The organism is Sphingomonas sp. Leaf37 (assembly GCF_920939475.1).
Taxonomy (GTDB): domain Bacteria; phylum Pseudomonadota; class Alphaproteobacteria; order Sphingomonadales; family Sphingomonadaceae; genus Sphingomonas.
This window is the reverse complement of sequence record NZ_CAKLAX010000003.1, coordinates 34,383-52,088: the sequence shown is the minus strand read 5'-3', so window position 1 is coordinate 52,088 and position 17,706 is coordinate 34,383. Positions and strand designations below refer to the sequence as shown.

Annotated in this window: 12 protein-coding genes; 4 read left to right on the top strand and 8 right to left on the bottom strand. The window is 66.8% G+C overall.

What is annotated here, in order from left to right:
* Window positions 1-12: 12 nt before the first annotated feature.
* The 4 genes from LRA87_RS09925 to LRA87_RS09910 all read left to right on the top strand — a co-directional run bounded on the left by LRA87_RS09925 (window position 13) and on the right by LRA87_RS09910 (window position 9,158).
* Window positions 13-3,576 carry a TonB-dependent receptor domain-containing protein gene (locus LRA87_RS09925; RefSeq protein WP_230631293.1) on the top strand — a complete coding sequence of 1,188 codons (3,564 nt, stop codon included), beginning with the start codon at window positions 13-15 and terminating at the stop codon, window positions 3,574-3,576.
* Between the two features lie 103 nt (window positions 3,577-3,679).
* Complete coding sequence (locus LRA87_RS09920) at window positions 3,680-4,933, top strand: family 43 glycosylhydrolase (protein ID WP_230631291.1); 1,254 nt, start codon at window positions 3,680-3,682, stop codon at window positions 4,931-4,933.
* Window positions 4,930-6,546: a family 43 glycosylhydrolase gene (locus LRA87_RS09915; protein WP_230631289.1), complete on the top strand. Its 1,617-nt coding sequence runs from the start codon at window positions 4,930-4,932 to the stop codon at window positions 6,544-6,546. Before LRA87_RS09920 ends, LRA87_RS09915 begins: the two co-directional genes overlap by 4 nt.
* Window positions 6,546-9,158: a glycoside hydrolase family 3 C-terminal domain-containing protein gene (locus LRA87_RS09910; RefSeq protein ID WP_230631287.1), complete on the top strand. Its 2,613-nt coding sequence runs from the start codon at window positions 6,546-6,548 to the stop codon at window positions 9,156-9,158. Before LRA87_RS09915 ends, LRA87_RS09910 begins: the two co-directional genes overlap by 1 nt.
* 1 nt (window position 9,159) lies before the next feature.
* Here the strand turns inward: LRA87_RS09910 and LRA87_RS09905 are convergent, their stop codons facing one another.
* From LRA87_RS09905 to purB, 8 genes are all read right to left on the bottom strand, one after another.
* Window positions 9,160-10,143: an SDR family oxidoreductase gene (locus tag LRA87_RS09905; protein WP_230631285.1), complete on the bottom strand. Its 984-nt coding sequence runs from the start codon at window positions 10,141-10,143 to the stop codon at window positions 9,160-9,162.
* The gene (locus LRA87_RS09900) at window positions 10,140-10,556 is read right to left on the bottom strand and encodes a cupin domain-containing protein (protein WP_230631283.1); all 417 of its coding nucleotides are present in this window, start codon (window positions 10,554-10,556) and stop codon (window positions 10,140-10,142) included. The genes LRA87_RS09905 and LRA87_RS09900 overlap by 4 nt, the downstream gene beginning before the upstream one ends.
* A gap of 57 nt (window positions 10,557-10,613) precedes the next feature.
* On the bottom strand, window positions 10,614-11,648 hold the full coding sequence (locus LRA87_RS09895; protein ID WP_230631281.1) for a c-type cytochrome: 1,035 nt from the start codon (window positions 11,646-11,648) through the stop codon (window positions 10,614-10,616).
* Window positions 11,645-12,211 carry a cytochrome c oxidase assembly protein gene (locus LRA87_RS09890; protein ID WP_230631279.1) on the bottom strand — a complete coding sequence of 189 codons (567 nt, stop codon included), beginning with the start codon at window positions 12,209-12,211 and terminating at the stop codon, window positions 11,645-11,647. The genes LRA87_RS09895 and LRA87_RS09890 overlap by 4 nt, the downstream gene beginning before the upstream one ends.
* 101 nt (window positions 12,212-12,312) lie before the next feature.
* Window positions 12,313-12,690, bottom strand: coding sequence for a hypothetical protein (locus tag LRA87_RS09885; RefSeq protein WP_230631277.1), 378 nt, complete (start codon window positions 12,688-12,690; stop codon window positions 12,313-12,315).
* Window positions 12,687-15,197, bottom strand: coding sequence for a cytochrome c oxidase subunit I (ctaD, locus tag LRA87_RS09880; protein ID WP_230631275.1), 2,511 nt, complete (start codon window positions 15,195-15,197; stop codon window positions 12,687-12,689). Before ctaD ends, LRA87_RS09885 begins: the two co-directional genes overlap by 4 nt.
* Window positions 15,194-16,159: a cytochrome c oxidase subunit II gene (coxB, locus tag LRA87_RS09875; protein ID WP_230631273.1), complete on the bottom strand. Its 966-nt coding sequence runs from the start codon at window positions 16,157-16,159 to the stop codon at window positions 15,194-15,196. Before coxB ends, ctaD begins: the two co-directional genes overlap by 4 nt.
* Window positions 16,160-16,330: 171 nt before the next feature.
* Window positions 16,331-17,641: an adenylosuccinate lyase gene (gene purB, locus LRA87_RS09870; protein WP_230631271.1), complete on the bottom strand. Its 1,311-nt coding sequence runs from the start codon at window positions 17,639-17,641 to the stop codon at window positions 16,331-16,333.
* Window positions 17,642-17,706 lie beyond the last annotated feature (65 nt).

The following is a 17,706-nucleotide window of genomic DNA, read 5'->3' as shown; positions in this document are numbered from 1 at the left end:
CCACGGGAGACTATGATGACCTATACGACGACCGCATTGGCCAGACTGGGGACGTCGCTCGGCGCGCTTGCGTTGGCGAGCCTGTTCGCACCCGCGGCTTATGCGCAGGAGCAGGTGCCGCAGGCCAGCCCGGTGCGTCCGACCGGTTCCGACCCCGCCGTCGACACCAGCGGCAATCCGACGCTGACGCCCGCGCCCAACGGTCCCTCGCGCGCGCTCGATACTGGCACGGACACGACGCAGACCGCGTCGACCGCCGCGCAAACGGATGCCGGCGACGCGTCGCAGGACATCGTCGTCACCGGCTTCCGCGCCTCGATCCAGAGTTCGCTGAACGACAAGCGTTATTCGGACGTGCAGATCGACGCGATCAACGCGCAGGATATCGCCGACTTCCCCGACGCCAACCTCGCCGAATCGTTGCAGCGCCTGCCCGGCGTCTCGATCGATCGCGACAATGGCGAAGGGCGCGGCATCACCGTCCGCGGTCTCGGCGGCGACTTCAACCGCACCCGCCTCAACGGCATCGAGGCGCTGTCGACCGCCGGATCGAACGATTCGGGCACCAGCCCGAACCGCAGCCGCTCGTTCGACTATTCGACCTTCGCCTCGGAATTGTTCAGCTCGCTGAAGGTGCAGAAGACGCCAATGGCGGAAACCGACGAAGGCTCGCTCGGCGCGACGATCGATTTGGAAACCGGGCGGCCGTTCGATTTCAAGGGCACGCGGATCGGCGGATCGGCCACCGCCAGCTACAACGAGAACAGCAAGAAGACGAACCCGCGCCTTGCCGGTCTCGCCTCGTTCCGCTTCGGTGCGGACAAGCGCATGGGCCTGTTGTTCTCGGGCGCCTACAACCGGACGATCAACGTCATCGACCAGTATAACCGCGGTGTCGGTGCGTCGGATTACCTCTACCGCAGCAGCCAGTTCGTCGGCGAGGGCGCCACCCAGCGCGCCGGTTTCTCGGCACCGGTCGGCACGCTCAACTACGCCAATCCCGATGCGACCGCGTTTCAGACCGGTTCCGATCCCGCCGCGTATGCCAAGCTCTATCCGGGCGCACCCTACAACACCCCCGGCCGCTTCGACGATTCCACCGTGCGCATCCCGGCACTGCCGGCGCTGACGCATCAGGTCGTTCGCAATCAGCGGCTGGGCCTCACCGGCGCGTACCAGTGGGACGTCACCGACAAGACCCGCGTCTCGATCGACGGCCTGTATTCGCGCTTCCACAACGAGAGCGAGAACAACCAGCTGTCGCCGGTCGGCCTCAACCGCAACAACACCAATGCCGCCTACAACACGGCGAACGGCCGGCTGACGCCGATCGCCGCACGTGCGGCCTATCCCGGCCTGTGCACGCCCGCCGCGGGCAGCGACATCGCGGTGTCGCAGGATTGCGGCCAGTCGCTGTACGGGACGACGCCTGCGTTTGCCACCGCGCTCAACGCGCAGGGGCAGCGCGTGGCGTCGGTGCTGGGCAGTGCGGCCGTCGTGCCGGGCGGCGTCAATCCGACCAACGCCAACATCTTCTCGACCAACCCGTTCAACCTAGATCCGTACGATTATTACAACAACCCGAATTCGGTGGGGTACATCCCGTCGAGCAACGGCCTTGCCTATCGCGGCCAGCTGATCGGCCGTCCGGGGGTGGACGTGCTCGACGCCAACGTCACCAACGGCCTCGCGGACTATCTCAAGCTGCGTAACGTCGACATGCGCTCGGCGGTCGATTACTCGGAATACACCACCAAATTCTGGCAGGGCACGTTCCGCCTCGATCACGAATTCACCGACAATTTCAAAATGGCTGCGATCTATGGCCGGTCGAAATCGACCAATGCCTCGACCGGGTTGCTGGTCGAATTCAATCGGATGGATTCGCCGCAGACCTTCACCTTCGACGATCGCGCCGGCGGCAACATGCCGGTGATGGACTTCGGCTTCGACGTCGCCGATCCCGCCAATTGGCAGACGGTGAAGGGCTTCTCGGCGATCCGCCACTACCAGCGCTACGTCAAGAACACCTATGAATCGATCCGCGCCGATTTCGACTGGCGGGTCAACGACCAGTTCAACGTCGGCTTCGGCGGGACGCTGCGCCGCTTCGGCTTCTTTACGTCGCAGGGCGAACGCAACACCGACACGCTCAACCCGACCCTGCTCGAAGCCGGTTCGACCACCGCGGAGAACAGCAAGGTCGTGCCCTTCGGTCAGGGCCTGCAAACCCCCGCCGGCACGGTAACGAGCTTCCTCGTCCCCGACCTCGCCAAATTCAACGACCTGCTCGGTTTCCAGTGTGACTGCATCAACAAATACGGCGACTGGCGCCTGACCACCAAGCGCAACGGCGGCTCGGCTACCTTCGGCGTCGATGAATACGACAAGGGACTGTACCTGCAGTTCGACTTCAATACCGAAGTCTTCGGCCGGTCGCTGCGAGGTAATGCGGGCACCCGCGTCGCCTTCACCAGCGTGACGTCGAACGGCACGTCGCAGGCCGGGCGTCCGATTATCGGTACCAACGACTATACCGACTGGCTGCCGTCGTTGAATCTTAATTACGAAATCGTGCCCGACCTGATCCTGCGTTTCGGTGCATCGAAGGTAATGGCGCGCCCATTGCTCGGCAATCTGTCGCCGACGATCACCTCGATTTCGATCCCGAACAACGGCGACAATCAAGGTGCCTCGTTCACCATCGGTAATCCGAAGCTCGCGCCGTTCCGGTCGAGCAACCTCGACCTTAGCGCCGAATGGTATTTCACCCGCAGCAGCCTGATCTCGGTCGCGGCGTTCCAGAAGGACATCTCGAACTTCCCGCAGACGGTGTTGTTCGCCGCGCCGCTGTCGCAATTCGTCGACGACGCGACGCGGGCGGCAATCCGGGCGCAATATACCAACATCAACCAGCTGGCGTATCTCGATGCCAACTTCCCGTTCGTCGCGCGTCAGTACCGCGATGCGCCGGGTGGTTACATCAAGGGCATCGAATTCAACTTCCAACAGAATCTGACGTTCCTGCCATGGGCGTTCCGCAACCTCGGCGTGCTGTTAAACTATACGCACATCAAGTCGGAACTGAACTACATACTTGATCCAGGTGCGGTCAGCGCGGCGGGCGTGCAAACCCGGCCGCAGGTGCTGGGGCAGGGGCCATTCCTCGGGGTGTCGCCGGATGCTATCAATGCGACCTTATTTTACGAGACGAAGGCGTTTCGTGCTCGCGTGTCGGTGGCGCAGCGTGCGGGGTACAGCACGACGTATCCGCTGGCGGCGGGATCGTGCAGCCCGGGACTGACTACTGTCGGCGGTGGCGTCGTCAACGGCGTGGTCACCGAGACCGTCGGCTGCGACAGCCCGCTGATCAACGACTTCGGCTTCAGCCGTTCGACCACCAACGTCGATGCGTCGATCAACATCAACCTGATGAAGGGCCTGTCGATCTCCGCCGAAGGGCTCAACCTAACCAACCAGACCAGCAACCGCTTCGCCTATGACGGGCAGGAGGCCGTGTCCCAATACGGCAGCTCCGGCCGCGTCTATCGCGTCGGTGCGCGGTTCAGCTTCTGATCTTCGCTTTACCGTACCTCCCCACCTCCCCGGGGGGAGTTCCTCTGGCCCTGCCGACCGGCAACGACGGGCGGGGCCCATTTTGTTCAGGGAGACAACGGGCATGAAACGACGCGACGTGCTGATCGGCGGACTGGCGCTTGCAGGCAGCGCCGCGGCCCGGCCGCTGCTCCAGACGGCACTGCCCTACGGTCCGGCGCCTCTGCCCGGTACGAAGCGGGCGGCGGATGCCGACGACAGCGGGCGGATCATCCCGGCTCCGCCAAGGAATTACTGGCCGTTCAGCGGCGTCAGCGGGGCCGGAAGACGCGCCACCGCGGCGAGCGCCAGCGGCGGCTGGACCAGCGGCATGCCCGACGTCCGCTACAAGGGGCCGGGTCGCCCACGCTACCCGGTGGCACCATGGAACGACTCCGATGCCGGCACCGCGGTGAAGGCCGGGCTGCTGCCCCGTATCCGTCCGCTGCACGACGCCCACATCCGCGACACGATCGTCTGCCCCGGCGGCGACGGCTATTATTACATGACCGGATCGACCGGCGACAACATCTGGGCGGTCAACGACGGCGTCGAGCTGTGGCGTTCGAAGGATCTGGACAGCTGGGAATATCGCGGCCTCGTCTGGTCGATCGAGCGCGACGGCGTATGGGAGAAGAACTGGCGGATGCGCGCCGGCGTGCCGTTCCGCGCGCTCTGGGCGCCCGAGATCCACTTCATCCGTGGCAATTACTACATCTGCCATTCGATGAGCCGCGCCGGTCTTGCGGTGCTGAAGAGCACAACGGGCAAGGCGGAGGGGCCGTACGTCCACGCCTTTTCGCCCGACGCGCCGATCCGCCGCAGCATCGATGCGACGCTGTTCGACGACGGCAGGTCGGTGTGGCTGACCTATGGGTCGGCGGAAGAGATCGTCCGGCTGAAGGACGATCTGTCCGGCCTCGCCGGCGACTGGCAGAAGATGACGGCGACCGAATGGGACAACGATCCCCGCCATCACCGCAGCCCGTGTGCCCCCGAAGGTTGCCGCAAGTTCGGCTATGAGGGCGCGACGATGTTCCAACGCGACGGCGTCTTCTATCTCGGCGTCGTCGACCGGTACGAGGGGCGCTATTCCTTCCGCATCTGGATGAGCGACACGCCTACCGGTCCGTGGCGCGAACCGCACGAAGGCGCGCCGTGCTGCGGCGGCGGCAACATCTTTCGCGACCGGCAGGGGCGCTGGTGGCAAACGTTCTTCGGTAACGACGAGGCGAGCCATTTCCGCGAGAAACCCGGTATCGTCCGGATCGATTTCGACGCACGCGGCCATGTCGTCGTGCATCGCGACCAGCCTTTTCTGATCCAGGAGCCAGCATGACCGAATTCAACAGGCGCGACGCATTCGGGCTCGCGCTCGCCGGCGGCGCGGCGCTGATCCCCGGCGCGCCGGCAGCAGCGGCCGAAAGGGCGGCACCCGATTGCATCCGCCCGTTCGACGCCAGCTGGCGTCGCGGGTTCGACGGGCAGCGGATCGCCGATCTGGGCGATGGCCGCTTCCTCAACCCGCTGATCGGCGGCGACCGGCCCGATCCCGCCATCCTGAAGGATGGCGCGGATTATTACATGACCTTCTCCAGCTTCGACAGCTATCCGGGGCTGACGATCTGGCACAGCCGCGACCTCGTCAACTGGCGCCCGCGCACCGCAGCGCTGACGCGCAACATCGGCTCGGTCTGGGCGGTCAGCCTCGAAAAGCACAACGGCCGCTACTTCCTGTACATCCCGACCAAGGCAAGCCCGAACGACATCTACGTCATCACCGCCGAGACTATCGACGGGCCGTGGTCCGACCCGGTGAGCCTGGGGCTGCATAGCCATATCGATCCCTGCCACGCGGTCGGCGAGGACGGGTCGCGCTGGCTGTTCCTGTCCGGCGGCGACCGCATCCGCCTGTCCGACGACGGGCTGTCGACGGTCGGCAAGGTCGAGCATGTCTATGACCCGTGGCGCTATCCCGACGATTGGGATGTGGAGGGTTTCAGCCCCGAAGGACCCAAGATCCACCGCCACAACGGCTGGTTCTACATGATCACGGCGGTCGGCGGCACGGCCGGACCACCCACCGGACATATGGTGATCGTCGCGCGGTCGCGGTCGATCCACGGCCCGTGGGTCAACGACCCCGGCAATCCGATCGTGCGGACGGTGTCGAACGACGAGAAATGGTGGTCGCGCGGCCACGCCAGCCTCGTTCAGGCGCCCGACGGCAGCTGGTGGTCGGTCTATCACGGGTTCGAGAACGGCTTCTGGACGCTCGGGCGTCAGGTGCTGCTCGACCCCGTTCGCTGGACCGCCGATGGCTGGTTCCGGATGACCGGCGGCGATTTGTCGAAACCGTTGCCGAAGCCCAAGGGCGGGCAGGCTGGCGCGCACGGCCAGCCGCTGTCGGACGATTTCTCCGCGCCGCTCAAGCTCGGCGCGAAGTGGAATTTCTTCCGCCCCGGCCCGAACGAGCGCGACCGTATCCGGATCGAGAAAGGCGCATTGGTGCTGAAGGCGACGGGCAAGGCGCCCAGCGATTCCTCGCCGCTGATGCTGATCGCCGGCGATCAGGCGTATGAGTTCGAATGCGATGTCGAGATCGCGCCCGGCGGTACCGCGGGGCTCGTCCTGTTCTACGACGACAAGCTCTATTGCGGCCTCGGGTTCGACGAGAAGCGCTTCGTCACGCACCAATACGGGATCGAACGCGGCCGGCCCACCAATCCGCATGGTCGCCGCATGATGCTGCGGATCGCCAACAAGCGGCATATCGTCGCGATCCATACCTCCGGCGATGGCGGCAAGACGTGGCAGCGCTTCGACCGCGGTATGGAGGTGTCGGGCTATCACCACAACGTCCGCGGCGGCTTCCTGATGCTGCGGCCCGGCCTCTATTCGGCAGGCACTGGCGAGGCGCGATTCCGCAACTTCCGGTTCCGCACGCTGTGATGCGGCTCGCCGCTGCGCTGCTGCTCGGTACGGCGAGCGCCGCGGCGGCGCAGGACATGCCGTTCCGCGATCCGGCGCTATCGGCGGAACGGCGGGCCGCCGATCTGGTCGCCCGGATGACGCTGGCGGAAAAAGCGGCGCAGCTGAAGGACAGCGCGCCGGCGATCCCGCGGCTCGGCATTCCCGCCTATGCGTGGTGGAGCGAGGGGCTGCACGGCGTCGCGCGCGCGGGCAACGCCACCGTGTTTCCGCAGGCGATCGGGCTGGCCGCGACGTGGGACGCGGCGCTGGTGCATCGCACGGCGGACGTGATCGCCACGGAATTTCGGGCGAAATACCTCGCCTCGCGCCATCCCGACGGCAGTTCGGATCGCTATCGCGGACTCACCGTCTGGTCGCCCAACGTCAACATCTTCCGCGATCCGCGCTGGGGGCGCGGGCAGGAGACGTTCGGCGAGGATCCCTATCTGACCTCGCGGCTCGGCGTCGCGTTCATCACCGGCCTGCAGGGACCCGATCCCGCCCATCCCAAGACGCTCGCCGTCGTCAAGCATTTCGCCGTCCACAGCGGGCCGGAGGCGGATCGGCACAAGGACGACGTGCACCCGTCCGCGCACGACCTGGAGGATACCTATCTGCCCGCTTTCCGCGCCGCGGTGACCGAGGCGAAGGTACAGGGGCTGATGTGCGCCTATAACGCCGTCGACGGCGTGCCCGCCTGCGCCAGTCCGCTGCTCCAGAGTCGCGTGCGGACGCAATGGGGGTTCGCCGGCCATATCGTGTCCGATTGCGCGGCGATCGCCGATCTGTTCCTGCCGACATCGCACCATTACGTGGCGACGCCCGAACGCGCGGTCGCTGCGGCGGTGAACGCCGGCACCGACCTGATCTGCGCCGAATTCGGGCGCGACAAAAGTGCCGACCCGGGTATCGTCGTCGATGCGGTACGGCAGGGGCTGCTAACACCGGAGACGCTCGACCGCGCGGTAACGCGGTTGTTCGAGGCGCGCTTTCGCCTGGGGCTGCTCGACGGCGGGACGTTCGGCGGTATCGGCAAGGCCGACTTCGACACGCCCGCGCACCGGGCAGAGGCGCTCGATGTCGCGCGCAAATCGATGGTGCTGCTCAAGAACGACGGCCTGCTGCCGATCAAAGGCGATCCGCGCCGGATTGCGGTCATCGGACCCAATGCGGATTCGGTCGATGCGCTGGTCGGCAATTACAACGGCACGCCATCCGATCCGGTGACGGTGCTGGCGGGACTGCGACAACGCTATCCTGCCGCCACGATCGATTTCGTCGAAGGCACCGGCCTGATCGGCCCACCGCTGAAACCTGTGCCGGCGACCGCACTATGCCTTGACCCGGCATGTGCCGCACCCGGTGTGAAGGTCGAGGAATTCGGCAACATTGCGCTCACCGGCCAGCCGGTCCGCGCCGCGACCGGGCAGAGCGTACGGTTCGGCTGGGGGCGTCCCGAACGGCGCGAGCACGCGACCTCGATCCGCTGGACCGGGTATCTCGCCGCCGCGGAGACGGGACCCTATCGCTTTCGCCTCAACGGCGACGGCGGCTACCGCATCCGCGTCGATGGCAAGACCGTGGTCGATGCCTGGGACGCCGCCGATCCCGCCTCGATCGCCGATGGCGAGATCGCGCTGACCGCAGGCAAACGCTACCAGATCGTCGTCGAGGCGATCCAGACCGGCGCGCGCGGCGACCAGAGCCTCGAATGGAGCAATGTCGGCGCGCGCGACGATGCCGCCGTGGCCGCCGCACGCGACGCCGATCTCGTCGTGTTCGTCGGCGGGCTGACCGCGAAGCTGGAGGGCGAGGAGATGAGGGTCCGCGCGCCCGGTTTCGCCGGCGGCGACCGCACCAGCCTCGACCTGCCCGCGCCGCAGCAGGCGCTGCTCGAACGCCTGCAGGCGACGGGTAAACCGCTGGTGCTCGTGCTGATGAACGGCAGCGCGCTCGGCGTCGAATGGGCGGACAAGCACGTGCCGGCGATCGTCGAGGCCTGGTATCCGGGCGGGGAGGGCGGTCGCGCCGTCGCCGGGCTGATCGCGGGCGACTTCAGCCCGGCGGGACGCCTGCCGGTGACCTTCTACCGCAACGTCGGCCAATTGCCGCCGTTCAAGGATTACGCGATGACGGGGCGCACCTACCGCTACTTCGCGGGCGATCCGCTGTACCCGTTCGGCCACGGCCTCAGCTATACCCGCTTCGCCTATGCTGCGCCGACGCTCGACAGGACGCACCTGCGTGCAGGCGCGAGTGCTGTCGTAACGACGCGTGTCACCAACACCGGTGCCCGCGCCGGCGACGAGGTCGTGCAGCTGTACGCGTCGCGCGCGCTGGCCGGCGCGCCGATCCGCGCGCTCGTCGGCTTCCAGCGGATCCATCTGAAGTCAGGTGAAAGCCGCGAGGTCCGCTTCGTCGTCGATCCACGCGGGATGAGCCACGTCGACACGGCGGGACGACGTGCCGTCGTTCCCGGTCCGATCGACCTGTGGGTCGGTGGTGGTCAGCCGGCGACGGGGGCGCAGCGGCCTCGCGTCCCCGGCGGCATGGTCCGGCTGACCGTGACCGGCAGCAAGCGCCTCGACTGATTCAGCGCCGCCGTCGCCACAGCCACCCGCCGATGGCAGCGAACCCAACCGCTGCGCCGGCACTCGCCGCCGCGGCTGCCTTGCGCCGCCGCTCGGGATGCCGGCGACCGCCGTCGGGACCGCTGGGCGCCGCAGGAGGATCGAATACCGCGCCTGGCGTGTCCTCGCCGCGATCCGCCCTGGTCGACCAGACGTCCATGAAGCCGTTCATGATCGCCGCGCCCAGATTGGGGGCGGCGAACTGGCCCAGCTTCAGCGCCAGTCCGGGCGCACCGACGACAGTGGTGTTGCGGGGATACCGCGCAAGCCGGACGACCGCCTTCGCGACCGTCTCGGGTGCCAGCGCACCGGGCGGCAGCGACAACCGCGCACCGGTGTAATTGCCCGCATGGTCGATGCCGGGCGTGTCGACGAACGTCGGATAGACGTCGCAGATGTGGATGCGCGGCTTCTTCGACACCTCGCCGCGCAGCGCCTCGCTGAATCCGCGCAGGCCGAATTTGCTGGCAGCATAAGCGGCGGCATAGGGCGTCGCCAGGAAACCGCCGACCGAGATCATGTTGACCCAGGTGCCGTGGCCCTGCGCGAGGAAAATCGGCAGCACGGCATGCGCATCATTCATGTGGCTCAGCAGATTGGCCTCGACCACACGGGTGTGATCGGCGATCGGCACGTCCTGATAGCGGCCGACGACGCCGACGCCGACGCAGCTGAACCACAGGTCGATGCCGCCCAGCCGATCCCTGGCGGCCGTCGCGAGGGCGGCGACGGCGGCGGCATCGGTGGTGTCGACCACCTGCACTTCCGCCGTGCCACCCGCATCGCGGCAGCGCCGGGCGATGTCGTCGAGGCCTGCCGCCCCGCGCGCGCCGAGGAACAGGGTGGCGCCCTGTCTGGCGAAAGCGATGGCGGTCGCGGCGCCGATCCCGCTCGATGCGCCGGTAATGACGACGCGCGGGGCGGGGCGGGGAGCGGGCGCGCTCACCGGCCGACCGCGTCCTTCACGGCATCGGCGACTTTCGACAACAGTCCCTTCTCGGCCTCTTCCGCCTCGGCCTTGGTCTTGAACGCCGCGCCTTCGGGTTCGGCGGGCGGCGCGTAGACCGAAAACAGCTTGAGCGGGCCCGATCCCTTGTTGACGATGTTGTGCTCGGCGCCCTTGGGCACCACCACCAGATGGTTCGGCGTCGCCTTGGTCGAATGCCCGTCGATCGTCACCTGCGCCTCGCCCTCGACGATATAGGTCGTCTGGTCGGCGGGATGCGTCTCGGTGCCGATCTCTTCGCCGACGGGGATGTTCATCAGCACGATCTGCACCTTGGCGTCGCGATACACCTCTTTCTGCCAGAGCGTGTTGCGGCCCGCGAGATCGACCATGTCCTTGTTGAAGATCGCCATGATGTGATGTCCTTATCCTGTTCGGGACAGGGACGAACGAGGCGGCGGCACGTTCCGTCAGCGCGTGGATCGACCGGCGAGGTAACGGGCGAGCGGATCGATCATCGCGTCGGGAATGCGGCGCGCGATCACCGGCATCGTCGCGTGGCTCTTGCGCGCATCCACGACCGTCTCCTCGCCGCGCCAGTGCCGCAGCCGTTGCGCGATATACCCGGCGCGCTGGCCGGCGATCACCGGATAGTCCTTGCCCGCGGTGTGGCAGCTGGCGCAGGCGGGCAGCTGAAGCTTCGGCAGTCCCTGTTCGACGATCCTCGCCGCGGCGGCATCGGTGCCCATCGGGGATGCGCCGAGGCCGGGCATCGCGGCGAAGCGGCGCGCGGCGTCGTCCATCTCGGCCGGATCCATCCGCATCGCAACCTGCTGCATAACCGCGCTCGACCGCTTGCCGCTCGCATAGCCCTGCAACGCGGCGAGCAGGTATGCAGGCTTTTGCCCACCGAGCACGGGAATGTCGCGCGCACCTCGCCCCTTGCCGTCTGTGCCGTGACAACCGGTGCAGGTGGCCAGATCCGCGCCCGGATCCGCCTCGGCGACGAGCGCATCATATTGCGCGGCGGTCATGCCCGGCAGGCGGCGGACGAAGGCGACCATGCGGCGCACCTCGTCGGGCCGGTCCTGCACCGCCCACGCCGGCATGCCGGTATATTTGACGCCGTGCTGCAGGATCCAGAACAGCTGCTTGTCGCTCCATTCCTTCGCATTGACCGCGAGGTCGGGGGCGGGGGGCGTCGCTGCCTGCATCACCGGCGCGGGCCTGACGCCCGGCGCGCCGTGACAGATCGAACAGGCGTTGGCGAAATGCCCGGCGGCGCTGACCATGCCGCTGTGGTCGGCGGGATCGTCGGGGCTGGTCACGGCCGCGTAGGTCCGTACCGAATTGCGCATCGTCCAGTGCAGGAACCAGTCGGTGATCGGCCAATGTCCGCTCGATGCCGCAATGTTGAACAGCCCGGACCAGGCGAACAGCATCCCCGCCGCGGCCAGCCCGACCAATGTCGCGACCGCGCGCGCCCAGGTGATGCGGATGGTCATACGGCGCGTGCCTCCGGGCGGGTCTGGAGCAATCGACCGAGCATCGCGAGCCCGCCGAGCAGATAGGCGATGCCGCCGACCAGCAGCATGACCACACCGGCGAGTTGCTGGTCGGCCAGCGCGTCGGCGCCGTGATGCATGTAGAGCGGACGGGGCGCGAGGCCGATCAGCGCGCCCAGCAGCGTCATGTGCATAGATGTGACCAGCAACGCACCGACGCCGGCCGCGCCGTGTCGTGGCGCGAGGACGGCGGACCACAGCAGCAGGCCGGCGGCGAGGAAGCTCGCCTGTTCGACGACGAGTGCAAGCGGATGATGCGCGGCGAGGCTGCGCAGGACAGGCACGTGCCAGCCCCACACCACCACCGCCTCGATCATCGCTGTGGGCAGGGGAGAGGCGAGCCGCGGCCAGCTGGTCGCGGGATCGAACCGCCCTCCCTGCACTCCGACCGCAATCAACGGTGCGGCGACGGCGACCGCGATCATGTGCGCCGCCATATGACCGGTCATGCCGTAGCCGCTCAGCACCCAGCCGATGGGCAGCAGCGCCAGACCTATCACCAACGCCCCCCGTGCTCCTGCGAACGCAGGAGCCCAGGACCGCAAGCGTTGCCCCCGGTCACTCTGGACTCCTGCGTTCGCAGGAGCACGGGGCGGCACACCGCTCACCGGCAATCGCTCAGTACGATGACCGGCGCGGCGGTAAACACCACTGCGATGAAGCTCAGCCCCGACAGCAGCAGCGTCGAATAAGCGATGAAGCGCAAGCGATCGACATCCGTCCCGCTGTCATGCGGTGCAGGCTCGCCCGGCGTGCGCGCCTGCTGCCATGCGATCAGCCCTGCGGCGACGATGACCAGCAACGCTATGACCGTCCCGATCGCGAAAGCGGTCGGAAACCGCGCCCATTCGCCCAGCTTCGCGCAGGACACCGCCGCCCACAAATACGAGAACAGGAAATGCACTGCCCATGTCGTCGGCGGTACGATCAGCGTCCACAGCGTGACGCGCAGGCTGCGCGCGCGCTTGATCAGCCGCCTCACAGCCCCGCCTCCGGGAACAGCCCGATCGTCAGGTAGGCCACCAATGCCGTAAGTGCGAAGAAATGCTGGTAGACGGTGATGTTGCGCAGATCGGCATCGTGCTTCGGCGTCATCCGTCCGGCGAAGCTGCGGGCCAGCGTGTAGAGCTGCATCACCACGCCCACCGCGGCATGCGCGACGGTCCAGATCACCAGCACATAGACGATCGCCGGATAGACGTTCGCCTTGGGATCAAGGCCGGACAGCCCCCGCAGACCGGCAAAGATGCTGATCCCTGCTAGCACCGCACCAGCGATCAGCAGCATCCTTGCCGGCAAGACCCGCGCCCGCACGTTCAGCTCGCGCGCCGCCACCGTCGTCGCCCAGCTCGCCAGCGACAGCGCCAGCGCGACCATCGGCCAGTACACGCCCGGCCCGTCGAACCCGGCGCCGAAATCGGGATGGATCGTCCAGTAGAAATAATAGCCGAACACCAGCCCCGAAAACGCCGTCGCATCCGCCATCATCGTGATGAACATCGCCCACCAGCCCGGCGCGGCGGGACCGGAGATATACAGCGGCAGGTCGATGCCATGGCCGATCCCCTTCTCCGGCTTCTCCGGGATCTCGGCGGTATCCCACAGCCACCACAAGACGCACGCCAGCGTCGCCACACCGCTCAGCGCCGCGAGAAGGTACAGATGATAGGTCGTCAGGATGAACACCGCGCCCAGCGCGACGGCGGTCATCATCGGCTTGACGCTCGGCGTACCCAGCCGGATCACCGACACCGGCTTGGCGTCGAGGACCGAGGTGATGATCGTCTCGCGTCGGCCTTCCTCGGCATCGGGCAGGAAGAAGCGGCCCTCGTCGACCTTGGCGACGAAGCCGGGCTGGTCCCAGATCGGATAGCGGCTCTCGATCAGCGGCACCGATCGGATGCCCCAATCCTCGTCCTCGGGCAGCGCCAGCCATTCGAGCGTGCCGGCGTTCCACGGATTGCGCGCCGCCTTCTTGCGCGTCGGCGACAGTGCGAGATCGACGACCAGCACGGCGACGCCGGTCGCGAACAGATACGATCCCAACGTCGAGGCGAGGTTGAGCCAGCCGATATTGAGATCGGCCGGATAGGTGAACACCCGCCGCGGCATCCCCTCCAACCCCGACAGATGCATCGGGAAGAAGGTGAGGTTGACGCCGACGAACATGATCCAGAACGCGATCCGCCCCAGCCGGTCGCTCAGTTTCTTGCCGGTGATCAGCGGCCAATAATAATACAGCCCGCCGAACAGCGGCAGCAACGTCCCGCCGATCAGCACGTAATGCAGGTGCGCGACGACGAAATAGGTGTCGTGCGCCTGCCAGTCGAACGGCGCGATCGCGACCATCACGCCGGTGAGCCCGCCGATGACGAACACCGCGAGGCTGCCGCTGGCGTAGAGCAACGGCGTCGACCATTTCACCTTGCCCGCCCAAAGGGTCGCGATGAACGCGAATATCTGCACGCCGGTCGGGATCGCGACGGCTTCGGAAGCGGCGGAAAAGAAGGCGAGGCTGATCTTCGGCAGCCCGGTCGCGAACATGTGGTGGACCCACAGCCCGAACGACAGGAATGCGGTGCCGACCGCCGCCAGCACGATCCACGGATAGCCGAGCAAATGCCGTTGCGCGAACGTCGGGATCAGCATCGCGAACAGGGCGATCGACGGCAGGAAGACGATGTAGACCTCCGGATGGCCGAAGATCCAGAACAGGTGCTGCCACAGCAACGGATCGCCGCCCTTCGCCGCATCGAAGAACGGCCAGCCGAGCAGCCGCTCCATTTCGAACAACAGGTCGCCCGCGATCAGCGGCGGGAAGGCGAACAGGATCATCACCGCGACGACCAGGATGTACCAGGCGTAAAGCGGCATCAGGTTGAGCCGCATGCCCGGCGGCCGGCATTTCAGCACGCCGACGATCAGCTCGACCGCGGCGGCGACCGACGACACCTCGATGAAGCTGAGCCCCAGCATCCAGATGTCGGCACCGAGCCCCGACAGGTCGGTGCGCGTCGTCAGCGGCGGGTACATGAACCAGCCGCCATCGGGCGCGGCGTTGAAGAAGATCGATCCGCCGACGAACACGCCGCCAAGCAGGAAGCTCCAGTAACCGAACGCGGAGAGGCGCGGGAAGGGGAGGTCGCGCGCGCCCAGCAACTGCGGCAGCAGGATGATCGACACCGCTTCGAACATCGGCACGGCGAACAGGAACATCATCATCGAGCCGTGCAGCGTGAACAGCTGGTTGAAGGTGTTCGCGCTGACGAGGTCGTTCTCCGGCACCGCCAATTGCGTGCGCATGATGAGCGCCAATACGCCCGCGAACAGCATGAAGCCGAACGCGGTCAGCGTGTACCAGACGCCGATCCGGTTGTTGTTGACGTCGGTCCAGCGGAAGAACCAGCCCGACGGCGGCTTCCACACTTCGCGCAGCCGCTCTTCCTGCGCCTTGCGGAGTTCGGGATCGTCCTGTGTGTGGAGGCTCATTGCAGGCCCTGCAGATAGCGGGCGATGGCGACGGCCTCACCTTGCGAGAGATGGGGGAAGGCGGGCATGCGCACGCCCGGCTTGGTGGTCTGCGGATGGCGGATGAAGCCCGCGACATTGGCGGTGGTCATCGGCAGGATACCCGCCGCCAGCGTCGGTCGCGCGCCGAAATGCGTCAGGTCGGGGCCGATCCGTCCGTTCGCTTGCGTGCCGCGGATCGCGTGGCAGGCGTTGCAGCCGTTGGCGGCGTACAGCCTTGCGCCGTCACCGCGCGCTGCCGCCGGTCGGCGCTGGTCGGCCAGCCATGTGTCGAACGCGGCAGGCTCCATCGCCACCACGTCCATCGCCATCAGCGCGTGGCTCAACCCACAGAATTCGGCGCATTGACCACGATATCGTCCGGCCTTTTCGGCGCGAACGACCAACGTGTTGGTGCGACCCGGGATCATGTCCATCTTGCCGGCGAGGCCGGGTATCCAGAAGCTGTGGAGAACGTCTGCGGCGGTCAGGCGAAATGCGACGGTGCGGCCGACGGGGATCCGGACTTCGTTGGCACTCTCGACCGGCGCGGCACCGGCAGGGCGATAGACGACGCGCCACCAGAATTGCTCGCCCTCTACCGCGATGTTGAGATCGGCGGGTCCGACAGGGCGGGGCTTCATGTAAGGCAACGACCAGACCAGCAGCCCGAGCAGCACGACCGTCGGGATGATACCGCCGAGCCACAGCACCAGCCGCATGCCCTTGTCGTGCGTCAGCTCGCCCTCCGGCGCGCGCACCGCATGTCGCATCAGCAGGGCGACGCCGGTCGCGATGACCACGGCGCCGGCCAGCATGACGAGGAACAGGTGGCGAATGTCGATGGCATCCGCACCGAACGGCGCCAGCGTCGATTGATGCGTGTTGCAGGCGGACAGCAACACAGCCGTCACACCGACCAACGTGAATATTCGCCCCCGCATCAACCCCGTAACGCATCGGGTCCGAAACGGTTCGGTGGCATGCGCACGTTTCCTGTTACGAAACGTTGCCGGGCGGCGCTCGCTTGCGCACGGGGAGGGCGGCATCGGCGAGCCGGCCCTCCCGTTCGGCTGGCGACCCGCCCACCTCGCCCGACCGGGCGAAATCCCGCGTCAGCCGAATACGCGCGCGAAAATCGTATCGACGTGTTTGAGATGATAGCCGAGGTCGAACTTCTCCTCGATCTGCTCCGCCGGCAACGCCGCGGTCACCTCCGGATCGGCCTTCAGCAGGTCGAGCAGCGACAGCGCGCCGTCCGATTCCCACACCTTCATCGCGTTGCGCTGCACCAGCCTGTATGAATCCTCGCGGCTCACCCCCGCCTGCGTCAGCGCCAGCAGCACGCGCTGCGAATGGACGAGGCCGCCCATCTTGTTGAGGTTCCTTTCCATCCGTTCGGGATAGACGAGCAACTTGTCGATCACGCCGGTCAGCCGGGCGAGCGCGAAGTCGAGCGTGATCGTCGCGTCCGGGCCGATGTAGCGCTCCACCGAAGAGTGGCTGATGTCGCGTTCGTGCCACAACGCCACATTTTCCAGCGCGGGCGTGACGTAACCGCGCACCATGCGGGCAAGGCCGGTCAGGTTCTCGGTCAGCACCGGGTTGCGCTTGTGCGGCATCGCCGACGAGCCCTTCTGGCCGGGCGAGAAATACTCTTCGGCTTCCAGCACTTCGGTGCGCTGGAGGTGGCGGACCTCTGTCGCCAGCCGCTCGATCGACGACGCTATCACGCCCAGCGTCGCAAAGTACATCGCATGCCGGTCGCGCGGGATCACCTGCGTCGAGACGGGTTCGACCGACAGGCCGAGCTTGGCGGCGACATGCTCCTCGACCGACGGATCGATGTTCGCGAAAGTGCCGACCGCGCCGGAGATCGCGCAGGTGGCGATGTCCGCCCGGGCCGCGATCAGCCGCGTCCTGCAGCGGTCGAACTCGGCATAGGCCTGCGCCAGCTTCAGCCCGAACGTTACCGGTTCGGCGTGGATGCCGTGGCTACGACCGATCGTCGGCGTCATCTTGTGTTCGATCGCACGGCGCTTGAGCACCTCCAGCAACCGGTCGAGGTCGGCGAGCAGGATGTCGGACGCCTGCGCCAGCTGCACCGCCAGTGCGGTGTCGAGCACGTCGGACGAGGTCATGCCCTGATGCATGAAGCGCGCCTGGTCGCCGACATTGTCCGCCACCCAGGTGAGGAAGGCGATGACATCGTGCTTGGTGACCGCCTCGATCGCGTCGATCGCGGCGACGTCGATCGCGGGGTTGGTGTTCCACCATGCCCACAGCGCCTGTGCGGCTTCCTTCGGCACGACGCCCAGCTCGGCGAGCGCATCGGTGGCGTGTGCCTCGATCTCGAACCAGATGCGGAAACGGTTCTCCGGCGTCCAGATCGCGGTCATCTCGGGGCGGGAATAGCGGGGGACCATGATGTTCCTTCGTCCTGATGGGCGCACGGCTCGTCGTGTCGAAAACGGTACGAATCGCGGATTTC

What these genes read in the sequence shown, in the direction of transcription:
- LRA87_RS09920 (WP_230631291.1), top strand. Translation starts at nt 3,680, where the DNA reads ATGAAACGACGCGACGTGCTGATCGGCGGACTGGCGCTTGCAGGCAGC.
- purB (WP_230631271.1), bottom strand. Translation starts at nt 17,641, where the DNA reads ATGGTCCCCCGCTATTCCCGCCCCGAGATGACCGCGATCTGGACGCCG.
- ctaD (WP_230631275.1), bottom strand. Translation starts at nt 15,197, where the DNA reads ATGAGCCTCCACACACAGGACGATCCCGAACTCCGCAAGGCGCAGGAA.
- LRA87_RS09900 (WP_230631283.1), bottom strand. Translation starts at nt 10,556, where the DNA reads ATGGCGATCTTCAACAAGGACATGGTCGATCTCGCGGGCCGCAACACG.
- LRA87_RS09910 (WP_230631287.1), top strand. Translation starts at nt 6,546, where the DNA reads ATGCGGCTCGCCGCTGCGCTGCTGCTCGGTACGGCGAGCGCCGCGGCG.
- coxB (WP_230631273.1), bottom strand. Translation starts at nt 16,159, where the DNA reads ATGCGGGGGCGAATATTCACGTTGGTCGGTGTGACGGCTGTGTTGCTG.
- LRA87_RS09895 (WP_230631281.1), bottom strand. Translation starts at nt 11,648, where the DNA reads ATGACCATCCGCATCACCTGGGCGCGCGCGGTCGCGACATTGGTCGGG.
- LRA87_RS09915 (WP_230631289.1), top strand. Translation starts at nt 4,930, where the DNA reads ATGACCGAATTCAACAGGCGCGACGCATTCGGGCTCGCGCTCGCCGGC.
- LRA87_RS09925 (WP_230631293.1), top strand. Translation starts at nt 13, where the DNA reads ATGATGACCTATACGACGACCGCATTGGCCAGACTGGGGACGTCGCTC.